Origin of the sequence: Nostoc paludosum FACHB-159, assembly GCF_014698835.1 — a bacterium.
Classification (GTDB): domain Bacteria; phylum Cyanobacteriota; class Cyanobacteriia; order Cyanobacteriales; family Nostocaceae; genus Nostoc; species Nostoc paludosum.
The window spans coordinates 238,237-259,985 of record NZ_JACJTU010000007.1 but is presented as its reverse complement, the minus strand read 5'-3'; the positions used below and the strand labels follow the sequence as shown (position 1 = coordinate 259,985).

The 21,749-nt window shown below is 42.0% G+C and carries 17 protein-coding genes and 1 CRISPR repeat array; of the genes, 9 read left to right on the top strand and 8 right to left on the bottom strand.

What is annotated here, in order from left to right; translation table 11 throughout:
* From H6H03_RS09925 to H6H03_RS09900, 6 genes are all read left to right on the top strand, one after another.
* Positions 1-1,065: an RAMP superfamily CRISPR-associated protein gene (locus H6H03_RS09925; protein WP_190954957.1), complete on the top strand. Its 1,065-nt coding sequence runs from the start codon at positions 1-3 to the stop codon at positions 1,063-1,065.
* 2 nt (positions 1,066-1,067) lie between these two features.
* Positions 1,068-1,712 carry a hypothetical protein gene (locus tag H6H03_RS09920; protein ID WP_190954956.1) on the top strand — a complete coding sequence of 215 codons (645 nt, stop codon included), beginning with the start codon at positions 1,068-1,070 and terminating at the stop codon, positions 1,710-1,712.
* A 379-nt stretch (positions 1,713-2,091) separates the two neighbouring features.
* Positions 2,092-2,794: direct repeats of the CRISPR family, unit length 36 nt; unit sequence GTTACAGTTACTCTTACCCCGCAAGGGGATGGAAAC.
* A 438-nt stretch (positions 2,795-3,232) separates the two neighbouring features.
* Entirely contained in the window at positions 3,233-3,592 is a 360-nt protein-coding gene (locus H6H03_RS09915; RefSeq protein WP_190954955.1) for a type II toxin-antitoxin system RelE/ParE family toxin, read from the top strand.
* Positions 3,589-3,894 (top strand): XRE family transcriptional regulator, encoded by a 306-nt coding sequence (locus tag H6H03_RS09910; RefSeq protein WP_190954954.1) that lies wholly within the window; start codon positions 3,589-3,591, stop codon positions 3,892-3,894. Before H6H03_RS09915 ends, H6H03_RS09910 begins: the two co-directional genes overlap by 4 nt.
* A gap of 662 nt (positions 3,895-4,556) precedes the next feature.
* The gene (cas6, locus tag H6H03_RS09905; RefSeq protein WP_190954953.1) at positions 4,557-5,726 is read left to right on the top strand and encodes a CRISPR-associated endoribonuclease Cas6; all 1,170 of its coding nucleotides are present in this window, start codon (positions 4,557-4,559) and stop codon (positions 5,724-5,726) included.
* A 14-nt stretch (positions 5,727-5,740) separates the two neighbouring features.
* Positions 5,741-5,887 (top strand): hypothetical protein, encoded by a 147-nt coding sequence (locus H6H03_RS09900; protein ID WP_190954952.1) that lies wholly within the window; start codon positions 5,741-5,743, stop codon positions 5,885-5,887.
* Positions 5,888-6,303: 416 nt separating this feature from the next.
* Here H6H03_RS09900 and H6H03_RS09895 read toward each other — a convergent pair whose 3' ends face one another.
* Both H6H03_RS09895 and H6H03_RS09890 read right to left on the bottom strand, forming a co-directional pair.
* Positions 6,304-6,492, bottom strand: coding sequence for a hypothetical protein (locus H6H03_RS09895; protein ID WP_190954951.1), 189 nt, complete (start codon positions 6,490-6,492; stop codon positions 6,304-6,306).
* 319 nt (positions 6,493-6,811) lie between these two features.
* Positions 6,812-8,149, bottom strand: a complete 1,338-nt coding sequence (locus tag H6H03_RS09890) for an LLM class flavin-dependent oxidoreductase (protein WP_190954950.1) — start codon at positions 8,147-8,149, stop codon at positions 6,812-6,814.
* 623 nt (positions 8,150-8,772) lie between these two features.
* Between H6H03_RS09890 and H6H03_RS09885 the strand changes: the two genes are divergently transcribed.
* Entirely contained in the window at positions 8,773-9,957 is a 1,185-nt protein-coding gene (locus H6H03_RS09885) for a DUF7005 family protein (RefSeq protein ID WP_190954949.1), read from the top strand.
* 301 nt (positions 9,958-10,258) lie between these two features.
* Complete coding sequence (locus H6H03_RS09880; RefSeq protein WP_190954948.1) at positions 10,259-12,523, top strand: cation:proton antiporter domain-containing protein; 2,265 nt, start codon at positions 10,259-10,261, stop codon at positions 12,521-12,523.
* 127 nt (positions 12,524-12,650) lie between these two features.
* Here H6H03_RS09880 and H6H03_RS09875 read toward each other — a convergent pair whose 3' ends face one another.
* Complete coding sequence (locus tag H6H03_RS09875; RefSeq protein ID WP_190954947.1) at positions 12,651-15,062, bottom strand: vWA domain-containing protein; 2,412 nt, start codon at positions 15,060-15,062, stop codon at positions 12,651-12,653.
* A 272-nt stretch (positions 15,063-15,334) separates the two neighbouring features.
* Positions 15,335-15,550, bottom strand: coding sequence for an Hfq-related RNA-binding protein (locus tag H6H03_RS09870; protein WP_190954946.1), 216 nt, complete (start codon positions 15,548-15,550; stop codon positions 15,335-15,337).
* 153 nt (positions 15,551-15,703) lie between these two features.
* Here H6H03_RS09870 and dapF point away from each other — a divergent pair, with 153 nt between their 5' ends.
* The gene (gene dapF, locus H6H03_RS09865; RefSeq protein WP_190954985.1) at positions 15,704-16,567 is read left to right on the top strand and encodes a diaminopimelate epimerase; all 864 of its coding nucleotides are present in this window, start codon (positions 15,704-15,706) and stop codon (positions 16,565-16,567) included.
* Between the two features lie 73 nt (positions 16,568-16,640).
* Here the strand turns inward: dapF and H6H03_RS09860 are convergent, their stop codons facing one another.
* The 4 genes from H6H03_RS09860 to H6H03_RS09845 all read right to left on the bottom strand — a co-directional run bounded on the left by H6H03_RS09860 (position 16,641) and on the right by H6H03_RS09845 (position 21,587).
* Positions 16,641-17,024, bottom strand: a complete 384-nt coding sequence (locus tag H6H03_RS09860) for a 4Fe-4S binding protein (RefSeq protein WP_190954945.1) — start codon at positions 17,022-17,024, stop codon at positions 16,641-16,643.
* Positions 17,024-18,628 carry an FAD-dependent oxidoreductase gene (locus H6H03_RS09855; protein ID WP_190954944.1) on the bottom strand — a complete coding sequence of 535 codons (1,605 nt, stop codon included), beginning with the start codon at positions 18,626-18,628 and terminating at the stop codon, positions 17,024-17,026. Before H6H03_RS09855 ends, H6H03_RS09860 begins: the two co-directional genes overlap by 1 nt.
* A 407-nt stretch (positions 18,629-19,035) precedes the next feature.
* On the bottom strand, positions 19,036-19,992 hold the full coding sequence (locus tag H6H03_RS09850) for an aldo/keto reductase (RefSeq protein ID WP_190954943.1): 957 nt from the start codon (positions 19,990-19,992) through the stop codon (positions 19,036-19,038).
* 227 nt (positions 19,993-20,219) lie between these two features.
* Positions 20,220-21,587 (bottom strand): AAA-like domain-containing protein, encoded by a 1,368-nt coding sequence (locus H6H03_RS09845; RefSeq protein WP_242057756.1) that lies wholly within the window; start codon positions 21,585-21,587, stop codon positions 20,220-20,222.
* Positions 21,588-21,749 lie beyond the last annotated feature (162 nt).

Genomic DNA, 21,749 nt, shown 5'->3' with positions numbered 1-21,749 from the left:
ATGACTGCAAATCGTCCATCAAGACCTCAACCACCTAGTAAACCTAACCGTCCTAGTGGTGGGGGTTCATCACCAGAACTTCCGCCAAAACCTTATGAATTCGTTTCGTTTCCGCAAGAACGCCCTAACTTACAGCGTCCGGCTGGACATCACAAATATTTGAGCGATCGCCTACATGGTACATTATTCCTCAGCCTGAAAGTGCAGACATCTCTTCACGTCTCTACTGGGGTGGTGGTTATGGGTAGCGATATTGGTAACAACCGTATTCCCTTAATTAAAACAATGGTACAGGGTGTTGAGCAAAAACTCTCTATTCAAGGGAGTTCCCTTAAAGGTTGCATCCGGTCTGTATATGAGGCGATTACTAATAGTACTTTAGCAGTAATTACTAATAGATATAGAGATAAAATTCCTCAAGAACGTTTACCTTGTCGCCATAAAGAACAACTTTGTCCCGCGAGTAGAGTTTTCGGTGCATTAGATTGGCAAGGTTTGATAGATTTTAACGATGCAAAGTGTGAAAGTATGGGCTTTTCTACAGGGTTTATGCCTTCGTTGTATCGTCCTCACCCAGATGAACGTAGTGCATACTTTGTTCGAGGTAAAGTTGCCGGACGTAAGTTTTATTACAACACTATTAGAGCAATTGATAAAGGTCAAAATTCGGGCATCCCTGTACAACAAGCTGGTAGGGAATATATTTTTACCACTCAATTACAATTTAAAAATTTGACAGCCGAAGAATTAGGAACTTTATTAATTGTCTTAGGACAAGATGCTAAATATCCTATGGCTTTAAAAGTGGGCGGTGGTAAACCGATAGGTATGGGAACAATGACTATCAAAATTGACAAAATCCATCAGCCGCAAAACCTCAAACAGCGTTATTCTTCCTATAATCTCAATCAATCTGATGAACTGATTGGCGAAAAATTACAACAATTCATCCAAAAAAATATTCAAGCAGCACATTCACGCCTGATTCAAAAACAGCAACTAGAAGAACTCGCTGCTATTTTGCGTTATCCAACCGACCGCGAACCCCCATCTGGAATGTACTAATCATGACAATAGCTGAATTCTCCTCAGAATCTCTAACAGATGCACAGTGGGAAATTGCCCATGCGATCGCTCAAACCCTAGTCAAAGAAAATACAGATGTCAACGAATTGGGAAAAGCAGTTGCTTATCTGCGCGCCTCCGTTCAACAACCAAATGCAACATCCCGATTTTTCACTTACCTGAAAACCCTAGTCAGTAATGGTAGGCAAATTGGACACAGTGGTAGAACCACAGATTATTACCGCAGCATCGAGAAAGCCTGTAGTGATTATCTTAAAGGTGTGAGCGATGCTCATACCATGCTGCAAATTTTAGGCTGGGTATCTCGCCTGATGCGTTATTACAAAGATGCTGGTGTCCCAATTGGGGAAATTTCTACTCCCACAACGCCTGTTGTCGAGTCAGCACGTCAAGCGGAAATTGCTAAAGTAGCCCAAGCGCAAGACTTTCAAGTTGGGCAAATTATCGAAGCTAAAGTTACCAAAATCAATGGAAACAAAGTCACCTATGAAATTTTGGGAACGATTAAGTTAACGGAGAAGGAACCGAAGCAAGCTGCTTCTCTCCAAGAAGGACAGATGGTGAATGTGAAAATTTTATCTGTTAAGGATGATGGGAGCGTTAAAAGTGTCAAGTTTGTAATTTAACTCAGTATTGATGTTTTAAGTTTTTGATAGGCAAGCCTTGACGAAAATGTGTATGTAAATTATGTTGTTTAAATTGCAAATTTTCTATTAAATCTTACGTGCTTTATTTAGGCTTGATAGAGTACAGAACCTTGAAAAGTAAATAAATATAGTAGTTGCAAGGGTAGGTTTCCATACTACTCTTGAACGGAAAATCTATTGTGCGGCCGATTCGCCAAATGGCTGAAACCCTATTTTTTCGTGGAATCGGCCGCTTGCTTATCCTGTAAGGCTTTCAGAGATTTTTTCTCCATATTTTTCTGACGGGAGAGCGATAAAATTGGTATCGGTCGTAAACCGCCTCTAGAATCCATAGGTACTAAGGGTTTCAAAGCGAGGGGTTACAGTTACTCTTACCCCGCAAGGGGATGGAAACGATGCTTCAGTAACAACTTCAGCACCGTTGATTGTAACGTTACAGTTACTCTTACCCCGCAAGGGGATGGAAACCACTAAAATTCTTAACTAAAGGGTCATGACTATTAAGTTACAGTTACTCTTACCCCGCAAGGGGATGGAAACACGCTACAGCTAATAGATTCTCTGATTCAGATTCTTGTTACAGTTACTCTTACCCCGCAAGGGGATGGAAACATTAACCCTCTTGGGTGAGCTTGACTTGTCCAGAGATAGGCTAGTTACAGTTACTCTTACCCCGCAAGGGGATGGAAACAATTCATGAGTTGTCTCCTTAGCGATCGCTTTAATTACAGTTACAGTTACTCTTACCCCGCAAGGGGATGGAAACCTAGCTTGTAAATATGCTTGTTGATAGTCTTCTTCTGTTACAGTTACTCTTACCCCGCAAGGGGATGGAAACGTTGATTTCCAATACCTTGTCCAAGAGAGAAGATAAGTCGTTACAGTTACTCTTACCCCGCAAGGGGATGGAAACTCAAACTTAATACTAAAAGTAGGTAAGGAGGGTGAATAAGTTACAGTTACTCTTACCCCGCAAGGGGATGGAAACTCTAATTGTTTGGGATTCAGAACTAAGATATTCATGGGTTACAGTTACTCTTACCCCGCAAGGGGATGGAAACTCGTCTTGTTCTTGGGTAGCATCTATCCAAAACCCGTTATACTTACCATTACCTCGGAAGGGGATTAAAATAAGTTGGATTAAGCACTGAAGTGCTTACTACGAGATGGAAATTTCAGAAATACAGTAATTTTTGTAGAATGTGATGTGTTTACTGTTGTTCACACCCTTAGTGTTACTGCTCTGAAGGGTGATGCAAGTATTAAAAGTGGGAAATTTATTGATTAATAATGAATTCTTACCACTAACTTCTTCTTAAGCCTAATAGTATATAAAGTAAGGCTATCTTAGCCAGCAATCTTTCTAGGAACAAAACATGAATTCACAAATAACCACATACTTGGGTGAATCACCCCCTCTTCTAGAGTCAAGCTCAACTGAATCAACTTTTCAACCAACATACAGCAGGCAGTTTTTTATAAATAGGCAATTATCACACATGGCAATCGAAGTAGAGTACACAGAAGAGTTCGAGCAGTGGTACTTAACGCTTAATGAAGCAGAGCAAGACTCTATTGATTTTGTAGTAGAGTTGCTTGAAGAAAAAGGTGTGAATCTCCGCTCTCCCTATAGCTCAGATATCAAGGGTTCTCGTCATAAAAATATGCGAGAACTGCGAGTACAACATAAGGGAGAACCATACCGAATATTGTATTGTTTCGATCCTCGTAGGATGGCGGTACTCCTTTTAGCAGGTAACAAAAAAGGTAACGACCGCTGGTATGAGGAGAATGTACCAAAAGCTGATAGACTCTACGACGAATTGCTAAAAGAGCTAGAGGATGAAGGATTGATATGAAGACAAAGCCTTTTAGTGAATTGCGAAACCGGATGACTCCGGAGCGAAGGGAAAGAAATAAAACTCGCGCTCAAATCGCGCTACTTCATCTTGCTTTAATTGAGCTGCAAGAATCTTTGGGGATGACACAGGATGACTTGGAAAAAAAACTCAGTGCTGTTGAATCTACGGTTTCGGAGTTAGAAAACCAAGAAGACATTCAAGTTTCCACTCTTTCCCGCTATATCAAAGCTCTTGGTGGAAATCTAAAAATAATAGCTGATTTCCCACAAGAGGAAATTGTTCTCGCTCAATTTGAGTGAGTATTAGTTATTTTGAGAGTTACTGATAATAGCTTGACTAATCAAAAATGTCAAGCTACGATTTTAATGACTAGAGAAACAGTGTTTTCCCCGCAAGGGGATTGAAACACTCCTCTAGTATGGTGATTGAACAGTTGTTTCAGTTTTCACCACCTCCCCGCAAGGGGACTAAAACTCATCAAAAATATTTTCATGAGGTAACTGCTTTGCAACTAGTAGCTACCTTTGTTTTGTTATGCTGAAGCGATCGCCAGATTTTGAAAAAACTAATAAAAGCTGAAAAGCAGTCTCCTCCTCAAATCACCAGCATTTGCCATACGCACTCAGATCCCCCAACCCCCTTAAAAAGGGGGCTTTAGAATTCCCCCCTTTTTAAGGGGGGCTAGGGGGGATCGAGGTTTCAGGCTTCAGTGCGTAAGTCCTAATTTTATCAATCATGATTGATGAATACTTCCAAACTCTGACTAGCTTCCCTCCACGCAACTTTCAACGATAAGCGATCGCTAAACTCCTCAATCAGCTTTCTACTGACCAATTCCCCTCACTAGAGTTGAAACAAGCGATCGCCTACTCCCGGATTGCCTTCTGCCCGTTCCCAATGTTCCCCACAGGGGGATAGAAATCGCCTAAAATATTGAACATTCTTCGACCCAAATCAATCAATGCCTAGAGCAGCCACCGCCCCCAAACGCAAGCCTAGAGTCAAATCAACGCTCACATCCCCAGTTCAGACTTGGGCAGATGAGACTGAATTAGTAGGCTTGGTGTTTGATTTGGAGGCAACGGCAACGGCAGCTCTTTACTCGCAGTACACAATTGGACTTCATGCTTGGTTTCTCGACCAAGTGCGACAAGTTGACCCAGATTTATCAGCTTATCTCCATGATGGCGAGTCGGAAAAAGCTTTTACTATCTCCGCACTAGAAGGGCAACTGCTTCCTAGCGGCAAGCAACTGAAATTAGTAGCCAACCAAATCTATCATTGGCATATCAACGGGTTGTCTCAAAGGGTGGCATTGTTTCTCAAACAGTGGATAACCAATTTACCAAAAGTTATCGACTTAAGAGGAGCATCCTTACAAATCAAGCAGGTGAGTATTGCTCATGCCCCAACCACTTATGCACAATTGCTGCGATCGCCAAGCGAACAATCTGTAATAGATCTCAGTTTTGTTTCGCCAACGAGTTTTCGCCGCAAAGGTCATCATTTCCCTCTACCAGTTCCCGAAAATCTGTTCCACAGTTATCTGCGGCGCTGGAATGACTTTTCGCACCAGCCAGTCGAACAAGACATTTTTCTTACATGGATTGATGAAACTGTCATTATTCATCAGCACCGTTTGGAATCGATGAAAGTGTCAGCAGGCAAGCAAGGGTCAGTCACAGGTTTTACGGGTGCGATTTCCTTGGGTTTGAACAAACAAGCTTTAACAAATACTGAATTCACCCAGCTATTCTATGCTTTGCTCAGGCTTGCACCATATTGCGGAACAGGTCATAAAACTACCTTTGGCTTGGGACAAACGCGCTCTGGCTGGTTGGCACAACAAAAGTCAGCTATAGCCGAACAGTTGATGGCGGATACGTTGGCTCAAAGGATTGAAGAACTCACAGAAATATTTACTGCCCAACGCAAACGCAAGGGCGGCGATCGTACCGATAAGATTGCCGTTACTTGGGCAACAATCCTGGCTCGTCGGGATAATGGAGAGTCATTGCAGGCGATCGCCCAAGACTTGCAAATGAAATCTGAGACGGTCAAAACTTACGTCAAGTTAGCTCGAAAAGCTCTTAAGGGAAAAGATGAGGGGGCTATCGACAATCCTCAGTAATCGGCGTATGATGTTTGGCGCACCTCAAAATACCCGTCGCAGTCGCGGCGGACTGGAGTTTCCACAGACTATTACCCCGTAAGGGGACTGAAACTTTGCGTGCAATCCAACAAGCGATCGCTACTTATTTAATTGCTACAAATTATATCAGGTTCGTCTAATTACTTACGATAAAAACTTTGCAGACTTCTTTGCGCCTTTGCGCCTTTGCGTGAGATTTAATCATAACTAATCAACCGGACATGATATTATACCTATTTATCAATCCTTGTGCTAATTGCACGTCCCGATGTAAATGGGAGGTGCGCCGGATAATACCCCCCATCGACCCAACTCTAAATTACCCTCGATCGCAGCCAAGATTAAGAACCAACGAAAAAATCAGGATTTAACGGATTTGCTTTGCAAGACTCAATGCGATGTCTACGACCGCTACACCAACGCTAAAATCGTCCTTAATAAGTAGGAGTTAATCAGATAATTTTCCAGCCTATTGAGAATATAGTAGTCTTATTGACATGATGCAGATGCCCTGGGAATTAGATGTAGCCTGTTAGGATTTTTATGCTGGCGACTATTAACCAGTCAACTTAATAACACCTTGGCTCACTAGATATTCAAGCTGAGAATGGTGCTGTGTTTGCTCTCGCAGCAACTTGAGTTGCTCGTAAGTGAGAATGTGTAATCCAGGACGGATAACATAACCTTGAATGGTAATGCTTTGTGGCTGCTGGCTATCGGTGCGGTTATAGGTAATTGAAGGCATATTTACAAAAAACAAATCAGAACTAATAAGTAAAACACAGTTTGATTGTTCACTCTCTTACAGCTTCACACAAGTTCCTCTTAAAAGGTGACTATAAAACCGGCTAATAACAAATCATGAAGGAGATTTTCAACACAAGCGAGCCAATGGGGAGCAACGCGATTTTGTGAGGTCGGGTAAAAAAGTGATGCCTGCGGGGGGCTGCGCCTACGCTAAAAATTAGCTTGAGTACATTAAAAATATTTATTACACCTATTTACCCCTCTTGTGTCACTCTCCGGAAGAGCGATCGCTAGAAGCCTCATGATGCGATCGCAGCTTACAGCAAACTAGTCTCAAAGAAGCGATTAGCAGGGCGTGACAGTCCGAGATTTTCGCGTAGCGTCTTGCCCTCATACTCTTGGCGGAAAATCCCACGCCGTTGGAGTTCTGGCACAACTTTATCGACAAAATCATTCAATCCTTCAGGAAGAAAAGGGAACATGATATTGAAACCGTCAGAACCTTCCTCACTCAGCCATTGCTCCATCTCATCGGCGATGCTTTGGGGTGTACCGACGAAGGCCAGTCCCCCGTAACTGCCAATGCGTTGCGCCAGTTGTCGAATAGTCAAGTTCTCGCGTTGCGCTAAGGCTATTACTCTTTCTCGTGAAGAGTGACCAGCGTTAGTCAGTGGGATTTCTGGCAAGGGTCCATCGGGATCAAAACCAGAAACGTCGTAGCCAAGCGCACTATTGAGGCTAGCAATTCCACTGTCATAATGTACTAGGCTGTCCAAATGAAGACGCTTGGCATGTGCTTCGGCGACGGTTTCCCCCACGATGACTAAAGCACCTGGAAGGATTTTTATACTGTCTGGGTCACGGCCAATTGCCCGCGCCCGTCCCTTAATGTCTGCAAATAAAGCTTTGCCACCTTCCAGATTACCAGCAGGTGTAAACACAGCCTCGGCAGTTTCGGCTGCTAGTTGCCGTCCGGCTTCAGATGCGCCTGCCTGAACGATTACCGGCCAGCCTTGGACAGGTCTGGCAATGTTCAATGGCCCTCGCACCGAGAGATATTTTCCTTGATGATTCAGAACGTGAAGCTTTTTGGGGTCAAAATAAATCCCTGCTTCCACGTCCCGAATAAACGCATCGTCAGCAAAGGAATCCCAAAGACCCGTGACAACATCATAAAATTCTCTAGCCCGCCGATAGCGTTCATCATGCTCTATTTCTTCTTCTAATCCAAAGTTGAGCGCTGCGTCTGGATTAGCTGTGGTGACGATGTTCCAGCCAGCGCGACCGCCACTAATATGGTCGAGAGACGCGAAGCGACGAGCGATGTGGTAAGGCTGGTCATAGGTTGTGGAAGCGGTGGCTACTAGCCCAATGTTTTCGGTGACGCTGGCAAGGGCAGAAAGCAGGGTGAAAGGTTCAAAGGATGTGACGGTGTGGCTGCGCTTCAATGCGTTGATTGGCATATTCAGCACCGCTAAGTGGTCAGCCATGAAGAATGCGTCAAACTTGCCTTGCTCTAATTTTTGGATGAATCGTTTCAGCGCTGGAAAGTTGAAATTAGCGTCAGGCAAAGCCCCAGGATAGCGCCAAGCGCCTGTATGTATGCTTACCGGGCGCATAAAAGCACCTAGTTTTAATTGCTTCGATCTGCTCATTAGTCCTCCGTATCAAGTTTAAAATACAGGTGCGATCGTCCCCTTTAGCAGCAGAATTATTTTGAGGTGAACTACAGCTATAAAATACTGTATAAGCCGCAAATGATGTAAAGGCTATTAAAAAGAATCGACGTTTAGTATTGATGTAAAATTTCATGCGATCGCCTATTTCAATTAACAACAGCGTTCGCTATTAAAGTTGTGGTAAACCCGCACCTTTGGGCCAATTGGATTAAATTCTTGGCTCGTGAGTAACTAGCATCACGAAATTCAAGAGGATGGGTCATCACACCGCAGTTGCCGTAAACAAAAATCCAAATCCCATAGCGTGGTTCAGACATAGTTTTCTAGAACCTTTGTCGTAGGCACTGAAATTTTATTTTTGTACCTGATTGTAATTCTACGGTAAATCGGTAGATTTATTGTACTCTCTTATGAGATTTGCATAGATGAGGATAAAAAACAAGTGCCAGATTAACCGATTGATGCTAGGTATAAACGCACGCGATCGCTAGTATTAGAAGTAGAACGTACATTCCGCTCGTGCTCAATCGATTTCGGCGTTTGAGTAATGGACAGATTTTTGCTGAACGAGAAAAGGTAATTATGGGAGGCGATCGCTCTTGAACCAACAGGAATTTCGTGCTAGTATACTAGCCGACTACGGCGCTAATCCCCAACAGACACAAGAGCTGCTTGCCTACAATCAAAATATTTTTGACCATAGCTGTTTAAAACTTCCCCTCAAGTTTCCGCTTCCATCAAAACCCCATATAGCTGTTTGGCAGGAATATGTAACTGCTGGGAATGAGATCGGAGCTTTTGCAGCACTCAGACGCGTATTGGTTCAGTTAAGATTTCCCATCCAAGAAGGTATCAGCCAGACTGAGGCATATCGTTCTGCTACCCGTAAAGGTGTATCGGTGGATGATATGGCTCAAGCAACTAATTTGCTTTTAAAGCAACCAGAAAAACTGCAATTAACGGTGCATCAAAGTTTAGCAGGAGCCATTCCAGTTTTGCTGACTGAAAACCGGGAAGATTTTGTATCTTTGGTACAGGCGCTAACAATGCGGAATGAACCGAGTTTAGTCCCTGCTTCTATGGGAGCTTGCATAGTTGCTGGTTTCAACAACTGGGATCGAGTTCGTCGCTACCGCAAACAATGGCAACAAAATTTTGTTAATTGCTCTGAAGCCGAATGGACAGCAGAGTTTAAACGGCTCATCCCACAAAAGGAACTTTATCAGGATGAGTTCATAATTTTGAGTGACGGTGATTATAGCAATATTTCAGCCAGCGACATGGGACTATCAAAAGACGAATGGCGGCGTCTATCGCTAACAATTCGGCTGGAACATGAATGTACTCATTACTTCACCCGTCGCTTGTTTAATTCAATGCGTAACAACCTGCTTGACGAATTGATTGCCGACTACAGAGGCATTGTGGCGGGGATAGGACATTATCGGGCTGACTGGTTCTTGCGGTTTTTGGGGCTGGAGTCGTTTCCAAATTATCGGGAGGGAGGGAGACTGCAAAATTATCGGGGTCAACCGCCACTATCAGATGGAGCTTTTCAGATATTACAGATTTTAGTGAAGAATGCCGCAGAAAATTTGCAGCGTTTTGATGCTGATTTAGACCGAACCGACACAACTACTTCACACCAATTAACAGATATTAATCGCCAAACTTTGATTTTAATCGCTCTCACCTGTTTGACATTGGAAGAATTGGCTTCAGGAGAGGCAAACTTGCGTATCCAAAAAAGCATGGCTCGATTTTATGACAGAAGTTCTACTTAACTGATATCTTGCACCTAGCTGGATAAACACTGAATACGTGAAATATAAATATTAAGTTAACGAGTATTTGAACTGGATTAATCTACCTTTTATACTTAGAAATCAAAAATTGTCAGTTAGGTTTCGTTCTTCAACCCCATGCCCCATACTTCTCTACGAGAGGCTGCGCCAACGACTACGCTCAGGACAAGCTCAGTACAAATGCCCCATGCCCAATGCCCCATGCCCAAAATAAACTATCCTGAGATATATAAAAGTTTGTATCCTAGTTTTAATAAACTTTAATAATTTTTTTAAACTGGTGCAAGAAGATTTTAGGTTAATTGTTGATTTAGTTTCAGTTTTGGCGGTTGCAGCCTGTGGCGGACTTTTAGCGGCACTTTTGCGACAACCTGTGCTGCTAGGGTATCTCATTGGCGGGATGATCGTCGGCCCAGCCGGACTGGGAGTGATTAAAGAAGTTATTCAAGTTGAGACTCTGGCACAGTTCGGGGTGGCGTTTTTATTATTCGCTTTGGGTGTAGAATTTTCTTTTGCCGAACTCAAAAAGGTAAAAGCGATCGCTCTGGGTGGCGGTGGACTCCAGATTGCTTTAACAATTTTGGTCACCGTCACGGTATGCGGGTTAACGGGTGCCTGGGGAACGTTACCTGCCAAGGGTATGTTTTTGGGCTGCATCCTCTCGTTGTCTTCCACGGCGGTTGTCCTCAAGTCGTTGATGGAGCGCAATGAAACGGAAACGCCCCACGGACAAGTAATGTTGGGTATTTTGGTTGTGCAGGATTTGGCGTTGGGATTGATGTTGGCAGTCTTACCAGCCCTCAACCAACCCGCAGAAACTATTGGCATCGCCGTACTCACAGCACTGGGGTACATTGCTTTATTTGCCGCCGGCGCAATCGCAGCGGGGATTTGGCTGATACCGCCTTTGTTGCGACTGTTAGCGCGTACTGAAAGCAAAGAGCTATTTTTGTTAGGCGTTGTAGCTTTATGTTTGGGCATTGCCTTGCTGACAGAGCATTTGGGGCTGTCCATTGAAATGGGGGCGTTTGTCGCCGGGTTGATGATTTCTGAGGTGGAATACGCCGACCAAACCCTGACTTACGTGGAACCATTGCGAGATATTTTTGCCAGTTTGTTTTTCGCTGCCATTGGGATGTTAATTGACCCAGTGTTTTTGTGGAAGAACCTGGAATTGATTTTAGTGCTGGTGGCAATAGTTTTTGTCGGGAAGTTTCTGATTATCACGCCCCTAGTGAAACTGTTTCGCTATCCTCTGAAAACAGCCATAATCGCTGGTTTGGGACTGGCACAAATTGGGGAATTTTCCTTTGTTCTCGCCAGTGAAGGGCAGTCTTTGGGGCTAGTGTCCCGAAGGATATATCTACTGATTTTGGGAACCACAGCAGTTACCCTCGTGCTAACGCCATTTGTTTTGCGGTTAGTGCCATTTTTATTTAACTTCGCCGAATCCATACCCTGGTTGAAACCCTATTTAGCAGAAGAGCAGCCACGGGATATGTCAGAAGATTTACCTTCAAAAGATCATGTGGTGGTTTGCGGCTATGGGCGAGTGGGCAAAAATTTAGTGAAATTGTTGCAGCAACACGACCTACCTGTGGTAGTAATCGATCAATCAGAAAGTAGAATTCAGCAGTTGCGCGAAGCTGGGGTATCTTATGTTTATGGCAATTGTGTGAGTTTACACGTTCTGGAAACTGCCGGAGTCAATCATGCCAAAGGAATGGCGATCGCACTTCCTGACCCTATGAGTAGTCGTCTTTGTTTGAAACGTGCTTTGGAATTGTGCCCAGAATTAGATTTAGTTGTTCGCGCTACCCACAATAGAGATATTGAAGTGCTGTATCAACTGGGAGCCAGGGAAGTTGTGCAACCAGAGTTTGAAGCGAGTTTAGAAATGGTGACTCATTTATTAACTAGCTTAGGCTTCTCCCAGCCTGTAATCCAACGGGAAATGCAGCAAATCCGCAAGGATCATTATTTAGAATTACGACCAGAACGTTCTGCTACTGAAGTTGCCCAGGATTTGCGCCAAGCAACTCAGGATTTAAATCAGCGTTGGTATCCTCTACCATCTGGTTCGCCTTTAATTGGCATGAGTTTAGAAGAAGCAGATATGCGCTACTTAACAGGAGCCAGTTTGATGGCAATTCGCCGAGCTAACGGGGATGAAATCGATTATCCCAGTAATCAAACTCGTTTGGAAGAAGGCGATCGCTTGCTGGTGGTGGGAGCAGATGAAGAACTGGCAGCTTTAGCAGAATTCGCTAAGGGACAAGCAGCTGTCCCCGGAGAAAATAGCGCTTGTCAATGGGTGACAGTGAACACTGACTCCCCAATACTAGCTAAAACTCTTGCAGATTTGGATATTACCAAACAATATGGCGTACAAGTGCAGGCAATTCGGCGTGATGGCAAATTTATCCGCTATCCTGATGGCAACATGGATTTGCGAGTCGGCGACCAAGTATTGTTGTGCGGTAATTTGACAGGTCTGAGTCAATTGGAACAGTTATTTGGCATCACAAGTTCAGTATCCCTGTAAGGGACTTCCAATTAAAAAATATCCCATCGCTTTGATGGTAGTTTGTTAGCGTGCGTTATCGCGGCAGCGTAACGCACTGTTAATGATTTCGGTGCGTTAGGACTTGCCTCCATAATGCACCCTACCACTAGCGATCGCGTTTTTCCGGTGGCAGTGGCTGTTCCCCATTCCCTTTTGCCTGTTCCGTACCCTGAAGGGGTTTGTAATCTTTTTTTGGTATTGGCACAATTTTAGTCTCGTTTTCTTTAATTTCAAAACTCTCAGCATAAGAATAATTTTGATAAATTGAATTAAACTTAAAAGTTATTATATCCCGATCAATTCTGTCTAATTCTTCTGCCAATGCTTCTTGCTTTTTTTCTTCTTCTTTAATTTGTTGCTCTAACTGAAATTTCTGACTAGGATCTGCCATATATGCCTGACTGTTTCCTAATGTTCTTATTTTCTCATTTCGTATATCCCACGCCTCTTCTTTAGCCTTGTATTCTTTCTTTAGTCTTTCCAGTTTCTCAATAGTTATTCTAGTTTTTGTCTTAGCCACAGAAGAATCTACATATTCTATATACAAGTCATAAGAACCAGCTTTTAAGTCATTTTCACCCCAAAGATTATCATCACGTCTGGCAAGCTTGTGGTTCTCAAGTTGCTGAACTCCTGGTTCAACAATCAGCCATCCGCGAATATTATTTTGTTGTTTTATTATAATTTTGCTCTTATCAGTTGACTTAGTTAAATTCTTCGCTTTGTCTTTTTTGTTAAACGATAAATCAACTGTTTTTACAACTACATCAAAATAGTCTTGTTCGTCATATCTAAATAAACGAATTTTTTCACTTGACCTGGCAAATATTTCTAAACTAGAGCTAGTAAGAGAATCTTTTTCTGAATAATCAATAATATATATATAAAAGTTAATATATTCTTGAAGTTTCTTGATAATCAAGATAGGACTACCATCACAAGTATCGTAGCTACTTGTAAGTAAAATAATATGAGGTACGCTAGTTTTTTTTATCTGAGATATAAGTTTTTTAATAGGTTTATTAGAATAGCGTTGTTGTATTTCTTTTTCTAGGCTTTTTCCTACTTTTTGATCTAATTCTTTTTGGGAAATCCTAGCAGTGTAGCGTTGTTCTATTTCTTCGTTTACTTTTTGTTCTAATGCTTCTTGGGAGATATTATCGGCATGTCCCTGTAGTATTTCTTCTTTTATTCTTTGTTCTATTTCTTTCCTTAACTTTTCTTTTTCTTGTGTTTCTCTTTGTCTTTCTTTTTTAATTTCTTCTTTTAGTATTTCTTCCCTAAGTATTTCTTTAGCTATATCATCAAAATAGCGCTCTAGTATTTCTTGTTTTAATATTTTTTCTAAGACATCGGCTAGTGGTGCTTCTCCTTCAGGAAAAGTTTTAATTAAAGTTCTAATAATTTCAAGGTGTTGGCTACAAGCAGGTTGTTTTATAATATATGGATTAGAATTATAGTTTGGGCCGAAAATAACTAGTCCTATTTTTATAAATTTATTTTGAGCACCAAATATTTGTTTTTCAATTATCATTTTTGCAATATCAATTTTTCTGATATGTTTCTCTGAGCCATCCCAAATAACATCCACTTCAGTAGACATTTCTTGAGAAGCATCTAATATAAATATCAGTGTATCCTGACGAATATCGCTAAAAAATTTGCTGAATTTAAATATAATAAATGCAAAAATGAATGGCAAAAGTAATAATAGCCAAATAAGGTTAATAAACTGAGGATTAGAATTTGTTTTTTTTGAAATATTAATTTTTTGAAAGTTTACTTGAGTTGCAATTTTATTTAAAGGTACTGATTGACAATTATAACTTTTCTTAATTTTATCTTCATTGAGTTCTTCTGGCTTTGCTCCATATAAAATTCTAATTTCTTTTAAAATCTTAAATTTATTAGGTGCGGCTTTGATTTCTTTATCTATACCATCCACAACTTCACATACTGGTACACCACAGTTGGGTTCGCCATCAGTTATGATGACTAATCGACGCTCACCTTGCTTATCCTTGACCATCTTCCATGCTAGATCGAGAGCTTTACCAGTTCCTGTAGAACCACTATGATTAGGAATGATTAGTTCTTTGTTGTTGATTTGGTCTTTGAAATAAGTGATATTTTTTGTTAATTCAATGGCTGTCCTTACTTGACATGTTTCTTTTTTAATTTGAGTTAATTCTTTGGGATCTGTTGTAGTCACTCCCCCCATCTCAATTAGAGCAACTTCAGAATTACTGATACTTAATTTATCAACTTGCTCGATGATTGATAGGCGACCTATATCAACAGGATATTTGACTGAGCTTTCACATCTATCTGGATGAATTTTATCAACTTTATCGGAAAATTTTGTATCACGGGCACAACCCATGCTACCTGAATTATCTAAAATAAATATATTGCTTGTAGCATAAGAAGTAGATGGCTCTAAATTAAAAGTAACTAATAATATTATGCTTCCTAAAAAAGAATATTTGAGCGAATATTTACATTGATTTTGCTGCATAATTTTAAATTATTTTGGTTAGTATTAAACCAATTTATGTTTGATCAAATGCAAGTCTGTATTAAATTTTTTAGATTTCGAGAAACAGATAAGGAAAATGCGATTAAATTTAGGTTATTTTAGATTGTGTCTAGCCCGAAGTAGGCAAGAATAAATTACTGGGAGCAGTATTAGTGCTACCCAGTAATTTAGGCGTTCCCAGACAGTTAATGTCAAAGACTAATTTCACCTCTCAACTAGAAGTGATGAGTTGTAATTTTTATGCCTGAGTCTTAACTTTTTGGTTTAATATAAGCGATCGCTTGTTTCCAAACGGTGGTTTGCTCGCTGTTTTCATCTACAATACATACACAATGTGGGTCTTGCCATAAAACCCTCCCTGTGATTATATCGCCAGTCAGCAACTTGAACTCTGCTGGTATTGTTTGTTTAATCAGGATTTGAACTTGTCTAATACTAGGCAAAGAGGTGTCAAATTCAGTAATCATAGTCATTAGTCATTGGATATTGGGCATTTGGCATTGGGCATTGGGCATTGGGCATTGGGCATTGGTGATTCATTAATGGCAAATGACTAATGACTAATGGCAAAGGACAAATGACCAATGACAAAACACAAATATAATTTATTGATTTTGGAAATGGCAATCGAATTTACTAAGTATCATGGTCTAGGCAACGACTTTATTCTGATTGACAATCGCTCGTCTTCTTTGCCTATAGTAACTCCAGAGCAAGCCATCAAGTTGTGCGATCGCCATTTTGGTATCGGTGCTGATGGTGTAATTTTTGCCCTACCTGGAGAAAACGGCACTGATTACACCATGCGGATTTTCAATTCTGATGGTTCAGAACCGGAAATGTGTGGTAATGGGATTCGCTGTTTAGCTGGATTTTTGGCAGAGTTAGAGGGTGAATCCCGCAATCAAGACTCATATCGCATTCATACCCTGGCTGGTGTGATTACACCCCAAATCCTGCCTAATGGTCAAGTGAAGGTGGATATGGGTTTACCCAGGTTACTCGCTGCTGAAATTCCCACTACCCTGACACCCGCCCCAGAAAAAGTAATTAGTCAGCCGTTAGAAGTGGCGGGGCAAACTTGGGAAGTCACCTGCGTAAGTATGGGAAATCCTCACTGTATTACTTTTGTGGAAGATGTCGCCGCAATTGAACTAGAAACCATAGGCCCCAAATTTGAGCATCACCCAGTTTTCCCCCAACGCACAAATACTGAATTTATTCAAGTAGTGCGCCGCGACTATTTGAAAATGCGCGTCTGGGAACGAGGCGCAGGGATTACCCTGGCTTGTGGTACTGGCGCTTGTGCTTCCTTGGTGGCTGGTGTGTTAACTGGAAAATGCGATCGCACTGCCACCGTAGAATTACCAGGTGGCTTGTTACAAATTGAATGGTCAGAAATCGACCAAAGAGTTTACATGACAGGCCCAGCAGAACGTGTATTCACAGGTAAACTCTCTCAATTCTCCAGTTCTAACCCCTAAGTAAATTCGTAGGTTAGCACAGCTGTGCTACCTACCATATGTTGTATCCAAACGCCTGCCCATTGCCTATTGCCTATTGCCTATTGCCTATTCCCTGCCCCCCTGCCTCTTGTGTATTCTCCCGTCCTACCCTGTTCAAAATCCTCAGTTGTCGCGTTGGATCTTTGTCAGTTCCTCCCATTTTGCCGCGAGACCAACCCATGTTACGGGTGTAACTTCCCAGTAAGTTTTGGGCGATTAACTGTTCTGAGTCAACTTCATCATCCAGTTCGGCGTGAGGGGACACATAAAGAGCATCCACAGGACAATACAGTTCGCACAAAAAGCAAGTCTGACAATCTGACTTCCGAGCAATTACGGCTAATCCGTCGTCTCCGGAATCGAATACATCGCGTGGGCAAACTTTCACGCAGATATCGCATCCAATACAGCGATCGCTATCTACAATTTCGATCATTACGCTACCTCTTTCAACTGATTTTCTTGGGCAACAACCACAACATCATCGATACCACTAGTCAAAATTCGTCGTGTTTGTTGCACATCGGTTGTTGTGAAATCTGTGCGTCGGTGCATTCCTCGGCTTTCCTGACGTGCGGCTGCACTCGCCCAGATCCAGCGAGCTGTGGCTGTCATTGCTGCTGCTTCTCGTGCCCGGACGGCATTGCGGCCTTCGCCTACGAGATAATCGCGAATATCCTGCCATACTGCATCCAGGCGTTGGCGTGACAATTCAATCCTGGCTCCAGAACGAAAGAAATTGACTTCAAGCGGCAAAGTTTCAGCCTGAACAGCACCGATAGTTTCCGAGATCAGTCCATCTTCTATCTGATGTTTGCGGGGACGCAAACCCGCCTTGCCTAAACCATGAACTAAGCGTGTGTCTGCTTTGTCGCCAAGAGAGGCTGCAAAAAGGGCTGCTGCACGACCACTCCAAGTGCCGCTAGCAATAGCCCAGGACGCATTGGGGCTTCCTCCCCCTGACACAGCCCCTGTAAGATTTTCACGAGAGGCTGTATCGCCAGCAACATAAAGTCCGGGCACTGTTGTAGCGCAATCATCGTTGATGATTTCCAGCCCGCCGACTCCGCGAACAGTACCTTCTGAACGTAGTGCGACTGGGAAGCGCTGTTTAAATGGATCTAATCCGATGCGCTCAAATGGTAAAAAGCAGTTGGGCTGACCCTGGCGCAACCAATCATGTTCAACGGGATTGCCGCGATCCATTAGGGCATATACTTTCTCACCTGCTATCAGCTGGCGGGCGATGCGTACAGCTCGATCTTCTCCAGTCTCTGGCAAAGGTGAGCCGTCTTCAAGATAAAAGCTGGCGAAGGAGAATGTTAGCCCCTTGGTTACTGAAGTATGAGCGGGTGCCAAGCCATATTGGGAGGAAAACTCCATGCCAGATAGTCTGACGCCTGCTTCAGCCCCCATGAGATAACCATCGCCGGTATTGCCGTCGCAACCCAGTGCATGAGAGAGAAAAGCGCAGCCGCCAGTAGCTAGTACCACAGCACCGGCCCTAACTTCCCAACGATTCCCACTGCGGGGATGGATACCTGCGGCACCAGCGATCGCACCATCGGCCGCAAGTAGTTCTAGTGCGGGATGATGGTCTAGAATGCGTACACCAGCTGCGATCGCTCTTTGCCGCATGAAGCGCATATAATCCGGCCCCCGTAAGTTAGCACGGTAGGGATTGCCTTCATCGTCAAAAGGAAAGGGATAGCCGCTATTGCCTAAGTCATCTAAACCTTTTTTTGCCTGTTCGATCGCACGCTGCAACCAATGGCGATCGGCAAGTCCTGTTGACCTCGACAGCCGACGCTCAATTTCTGCATCACGTTCTACGCCTTTCGGAAGATACCACGCGCCAGTATTGGATGGAGCTGTTGCTCCTGAGGTACCGCAATATCCCTTATCGGCTAGGACGACACGGGCACCTTGTTTGGCGGCAGAAAGGGCTGCCCAAGTGCCTGCTGGGCCACCACCTAAAACTAAAACATCAGCTGTAATTACGTTCTGTGCTGGCGATATGTGAAAAGTTTCTGTATTCATAAATTTCTTAGATTACTTGGGAATTGATTAAAAGCTGCAAAAACTAATTTCACGTTTGTTTTTTTATGGTGATATTTTTAAGTATTTATTCAAGAATAATTCAGAACTCATTAGTCAAAACTCAAGCTGAATTTTCCAGGCTTAACTATTGAATATTAAGTAGGTCGGTGTTGAAAATTGTCGTTATGACAAGGCAGGAGGCAGAAGGCAGAAGGGAAGAGTTTTTTGGGCAACTTTACTTTTAGTTACATATTTTGGTTTTTTTACGCTGTTCTACTTAGTCGTTTGAAATCTTGTTATTGGTAAAGAATAAAAAATCTAAATCTTATTCTTTATTCAAGCTTTAGCCATAACCAAATAAAGTTTTATAAATTCTGAGTTCTGAATTATAAATTATCAAAAACTAATCAAGAACTGGCTTGATTGAGAAGATTAATAGCGCCTGCATCGAGTTTCAAATTAGCAGCTTGGATAATATCGTTGAGTTGTTCGAGGTTTGTTGCACTAACAATAGGAGCGGTAATGGTGGGATTAGCAATCAGCCAAGCTAGAGAAACTTGGGTGGGAGTAGAATTATATGACTTTGCCACGCGGTCTATTGCTTCTAAAATTGCAAAACCACGAGGATTTAAATATTTTTTTATGGAATTACCACGGGCACTAATAGATAAATCTTGTTCTGAGCGGTATTTACCAGATAGAAAACCACTAGCTATGGAAGAATAGCTAATTACACCAATTTCATGTTCTTGGGAAATTTGTTGTAAATCCTGTTCATAACTATCTCGGTCATACAAGTTATAACGGGGTTGAAGACTTTCGTAGCGAGGATAACTATGTTTGCGGCTAATTTCTAATGCCTGTAGCAAACGAGAACCACTATAGTTGGAAGCACCAATCGCACGTATTTTTCCCTGACGAATCAATTCACTGTAGGTTTCAAGAGTCTCTTCAAGGGGAGTACTTTCATCGTCAATATGCGATTGATAGAGATCGATATAATCAGTTTGTAATCTTTGCAATGAGTCTTCGACAGCTTCTTGGATGTGTTTGCGAGAAAGTCCTTTGCCTTTAACACCCATATCACTACCAACTTTAGTTGCAATCACCACTTGTTCGCGATGACCGCGCTGTTTGAGCCATTTTCCTAAAATTGTTTCTGACTCTCCACCTTGATTTCCTGCTGCCCATTTAGAATAAACATCGGCTGTGTCAATAAAATTACCTCCTGCGGCTACAAACTTATCTAATATTTCAAATGAAGTATTTTCATCAATTGTCCACCCAAAAACGTTACCACCAAAAGATATTGGTGAAACTTCTAGTTGTGAACGTCCAAGTTTACGTCTTTCTGTAATGACCATGAGTTTTCTCTCAAAACAGTTTTAGAATCCTGTCAAGTATCCCTTTGTCAAATCAAAAATACAATATTTTATATTAAATACAGTAACTTTATCGATAAACCGTATTTTATAAAGCAAAAGCAGGTTATCACAGAAGACTATCCAAAATCAAGTCTTTTTCTGACGCCAGTACTACTTTTGTGGGGTCATGCTTCTGGCAGGGACTTGTAGTTTATGTGGTTATGATTTTAAAATCCAACTTTAGTTGTGGAAGTATTGTTTAAGTAGGTTAGCACCCATTCAGAATTGAAGATAGTGCGGTAGATGGGATTTTTGATTTTCAGATAGCCGTTGCGCTTCTGGACTAATCCCGATAGTAAAAGCTCTGTTTGTTCTGGGCTATCGTCAATAGGCGTTGGGTATAGCGCACTGGAAGAGGTAGGGGAGCAGAGGGGACTGTGGGTAGAGGGCAAAGAGTGACTGTAATTTTTTCTGTGTTCCTGTGCTTCCTCTGCTTGCAATATCTGGTGATAAAGACTTAGTAATCGTCCTGCTTGTTGTTGGTTGAAGAAAAGTAACCGATCGCGAATAGTGCGGAGGTGTTGCGGTTCATCTTGTGATTCCCAGTTTTGGATAATGCGCGATCGCACTAATTTTTTTACCCAACACGCTTCGGCTTTTGGAGATAAATCAATCTTACCAGTTGATGCCTTTAAAGCAGTTTGCATCACTAAATGGCAAAGTTTCTGAGTTAAAAAAGGTTGCCCACCGCTCCAGTAAATAATCTCTTGCAATACAATTTCTGGTTGGGCGATCGCTGTCTTCAACCCTTCTAACAATGGTTTAGTTTCATCTAATTCAAAGTCGAATAATTCGATAGACGTAGCAATATTAAAAGGTGTCTGGTGTTTGTCTGCAATTAAGCGCGACGGACTGGCTACCCCAAATAATGCAAATCCCAGACATGGGAAATTTGGGTTATGTGCGTGTTCGTAACAATAACGAATCCAGGCAAAAAAGTCGTTAACAGGAAAATTCAAATTCAGCACACTATCAATCTCATCAATGAAGATGAAAATGCCTTTAGTTTTACCGTCTGTTTGAGAATAGTTCTTAATATTTGGTAATAAAACTTCTTCAACGAACCGATATAGTTTTTGCACAGGAGAAAGACTTGCTTGCATCTCCCACCACTGCTTAAATTTAACCTGTTCTGCCAAATTTAAGCCGTATAACAAGCTGATAATGATGCTCTTGTACCATTGCGCTGGTGTGATACCCTCACTCACCAATTGCGTTAAATCTAAGTAAACACATTTATAGCCTTCTTCTTTAAGGCGATGACTAGTTCGCTGTAATAAGGATGATTTACCCATCTGGCGAGAATTAAATATGTAGCAAAAATTACCAGCTTTCAAATTTGTATAAAGTTTTTTGTCTGCATGACGCACGACGTATGTGGGATCGTTGGTGTGGAGGCTACCGCCAACTTGGTATCTCATGTGAGGAGAATCTAGAATAGACAATTTAATGACACTGGGAGTTGAAAGTGTTGATTGATGACTGTTGAGTGAGGAGTTACTTTCCTTGTCTCCCTTGTCCCTTTGTTTCCCCATCTCTGCTCCCTCAGTCCCTATTCCTTTATTTAATAATTTAGTTTTCGGCTAAAATCATTAAATAATTATAAATATTTTTGACAATAAGTTTAGTAGTATCTGTTACTTTGCCTCAGAAAATATACTATTTGCTAACCAAAGTTCTTTCCTAAAAATCTTTCA

What these genes read in the sequence shown, in the direction of transcription:
- H6H03_RS09920 (WP_190954956.1), top strand. Translation starts at nt 1,068, where the DNA reads ATGACAATAGCTGAATTCTCCTCAGAATCTCTAACAGATGCACAGTGG.
- H6H03_RS09915 (WP_190954955.1), top strand. Translation starts at nt 3,233, where the DNA reads ATGGCAATCGAAGTAGAGTACACAGAAGAGTTCGAGCAGTGGTACTTA.
- H6H03_RS09910 (WP_190954954.1), top strand. Translation starts at nt 3,589, where the DNA reads ATGAAGACAAAGCCTTTTAGTGAATTGCGAAACCGGATGACTCCGGAG.
- dapF (WP_190954985.1), top strand. Translation starts at nt 15,704, where the DNA reads ATGGCAATCGAATTTACTAAGTATCATGGTCTAGGCAACGACTTTATT.
- H6H03_RS09855 (WP_190954944.1), bottom strand. Translation starts at nt 18,628, where the DNA reads ATGAATACAGAAACTTTTCACATATCGCCAGCACAGAACGTAATTACA.
- H6H03_RS09860 (WP_190954945.1), bottom strand. Translation starts at nt 17,024, where the DNA reads ATGATCGAAATTGTAGATAGCGATCGCTGTATTGGATGCGATATCTGC.
- H6H03_RS09895 (WP_190954951.1), bottom strand. Translation starts at nt 6,492, where the DNA reads ATGCCTTCAATTACCTATAACCGCACCGATAGCCAGCAGCCACAAAGC.
- H6H03_RS09845 (WP_242057756.1), bottom strand. Translation starts at nt 21,587, where the DNA reads ATGGGGAAACAAAGGGACAAGGGAGACAAGGAAAGTAACTCCTCACTC.
- H6H03_RS09850 (WP_190954943.1), bottom strand. Translation starts at nt 19,992, where the DNA reads ATGGTCATTACAGAAAGACGTAAACTTGGACGTTCACAACTAGAAGTT.
- cas6 (WP_190954953.1), top strand. Translation starts at nt 4,557, where the DNA reads ATGCCTAGAGCAGCCACCGCCCCCAAACGCAAGCCTAGAGTCAAATCA.
- H6H03_RS09890 (WP_190954950.1), bottom strand. Translation starts at nt 8,149, where the DNA reads ATGAGCAGATCGAAGCAATTAAAACTAGGTGCTTTTATGCGCCCGGTA.
- H6H03_RS09925 (WP_190954957.1), top strand. Translation starts at nt 1, where the DNA reads ATGACTGCAAATCGTCCATCAAGACCTCAACCACCTAGTAAACCTAAC.
- H6H03_RS09870 (WP_190954946.1), bottom strand. Translation starts at nt 15,550, where the DNA reads ATGATTACTGAATTTGACACCTCTTTGCCTAGTATTAGACAAGTTCAA.
- H6H03_RS09875 (WP_190954947.1), bottom strand. Translation starts at nt 15,062, where the DNA reads ATGCAGCAAAATCAATGTAAATATTCGCTCAAATATTCTTTTTTAGGA.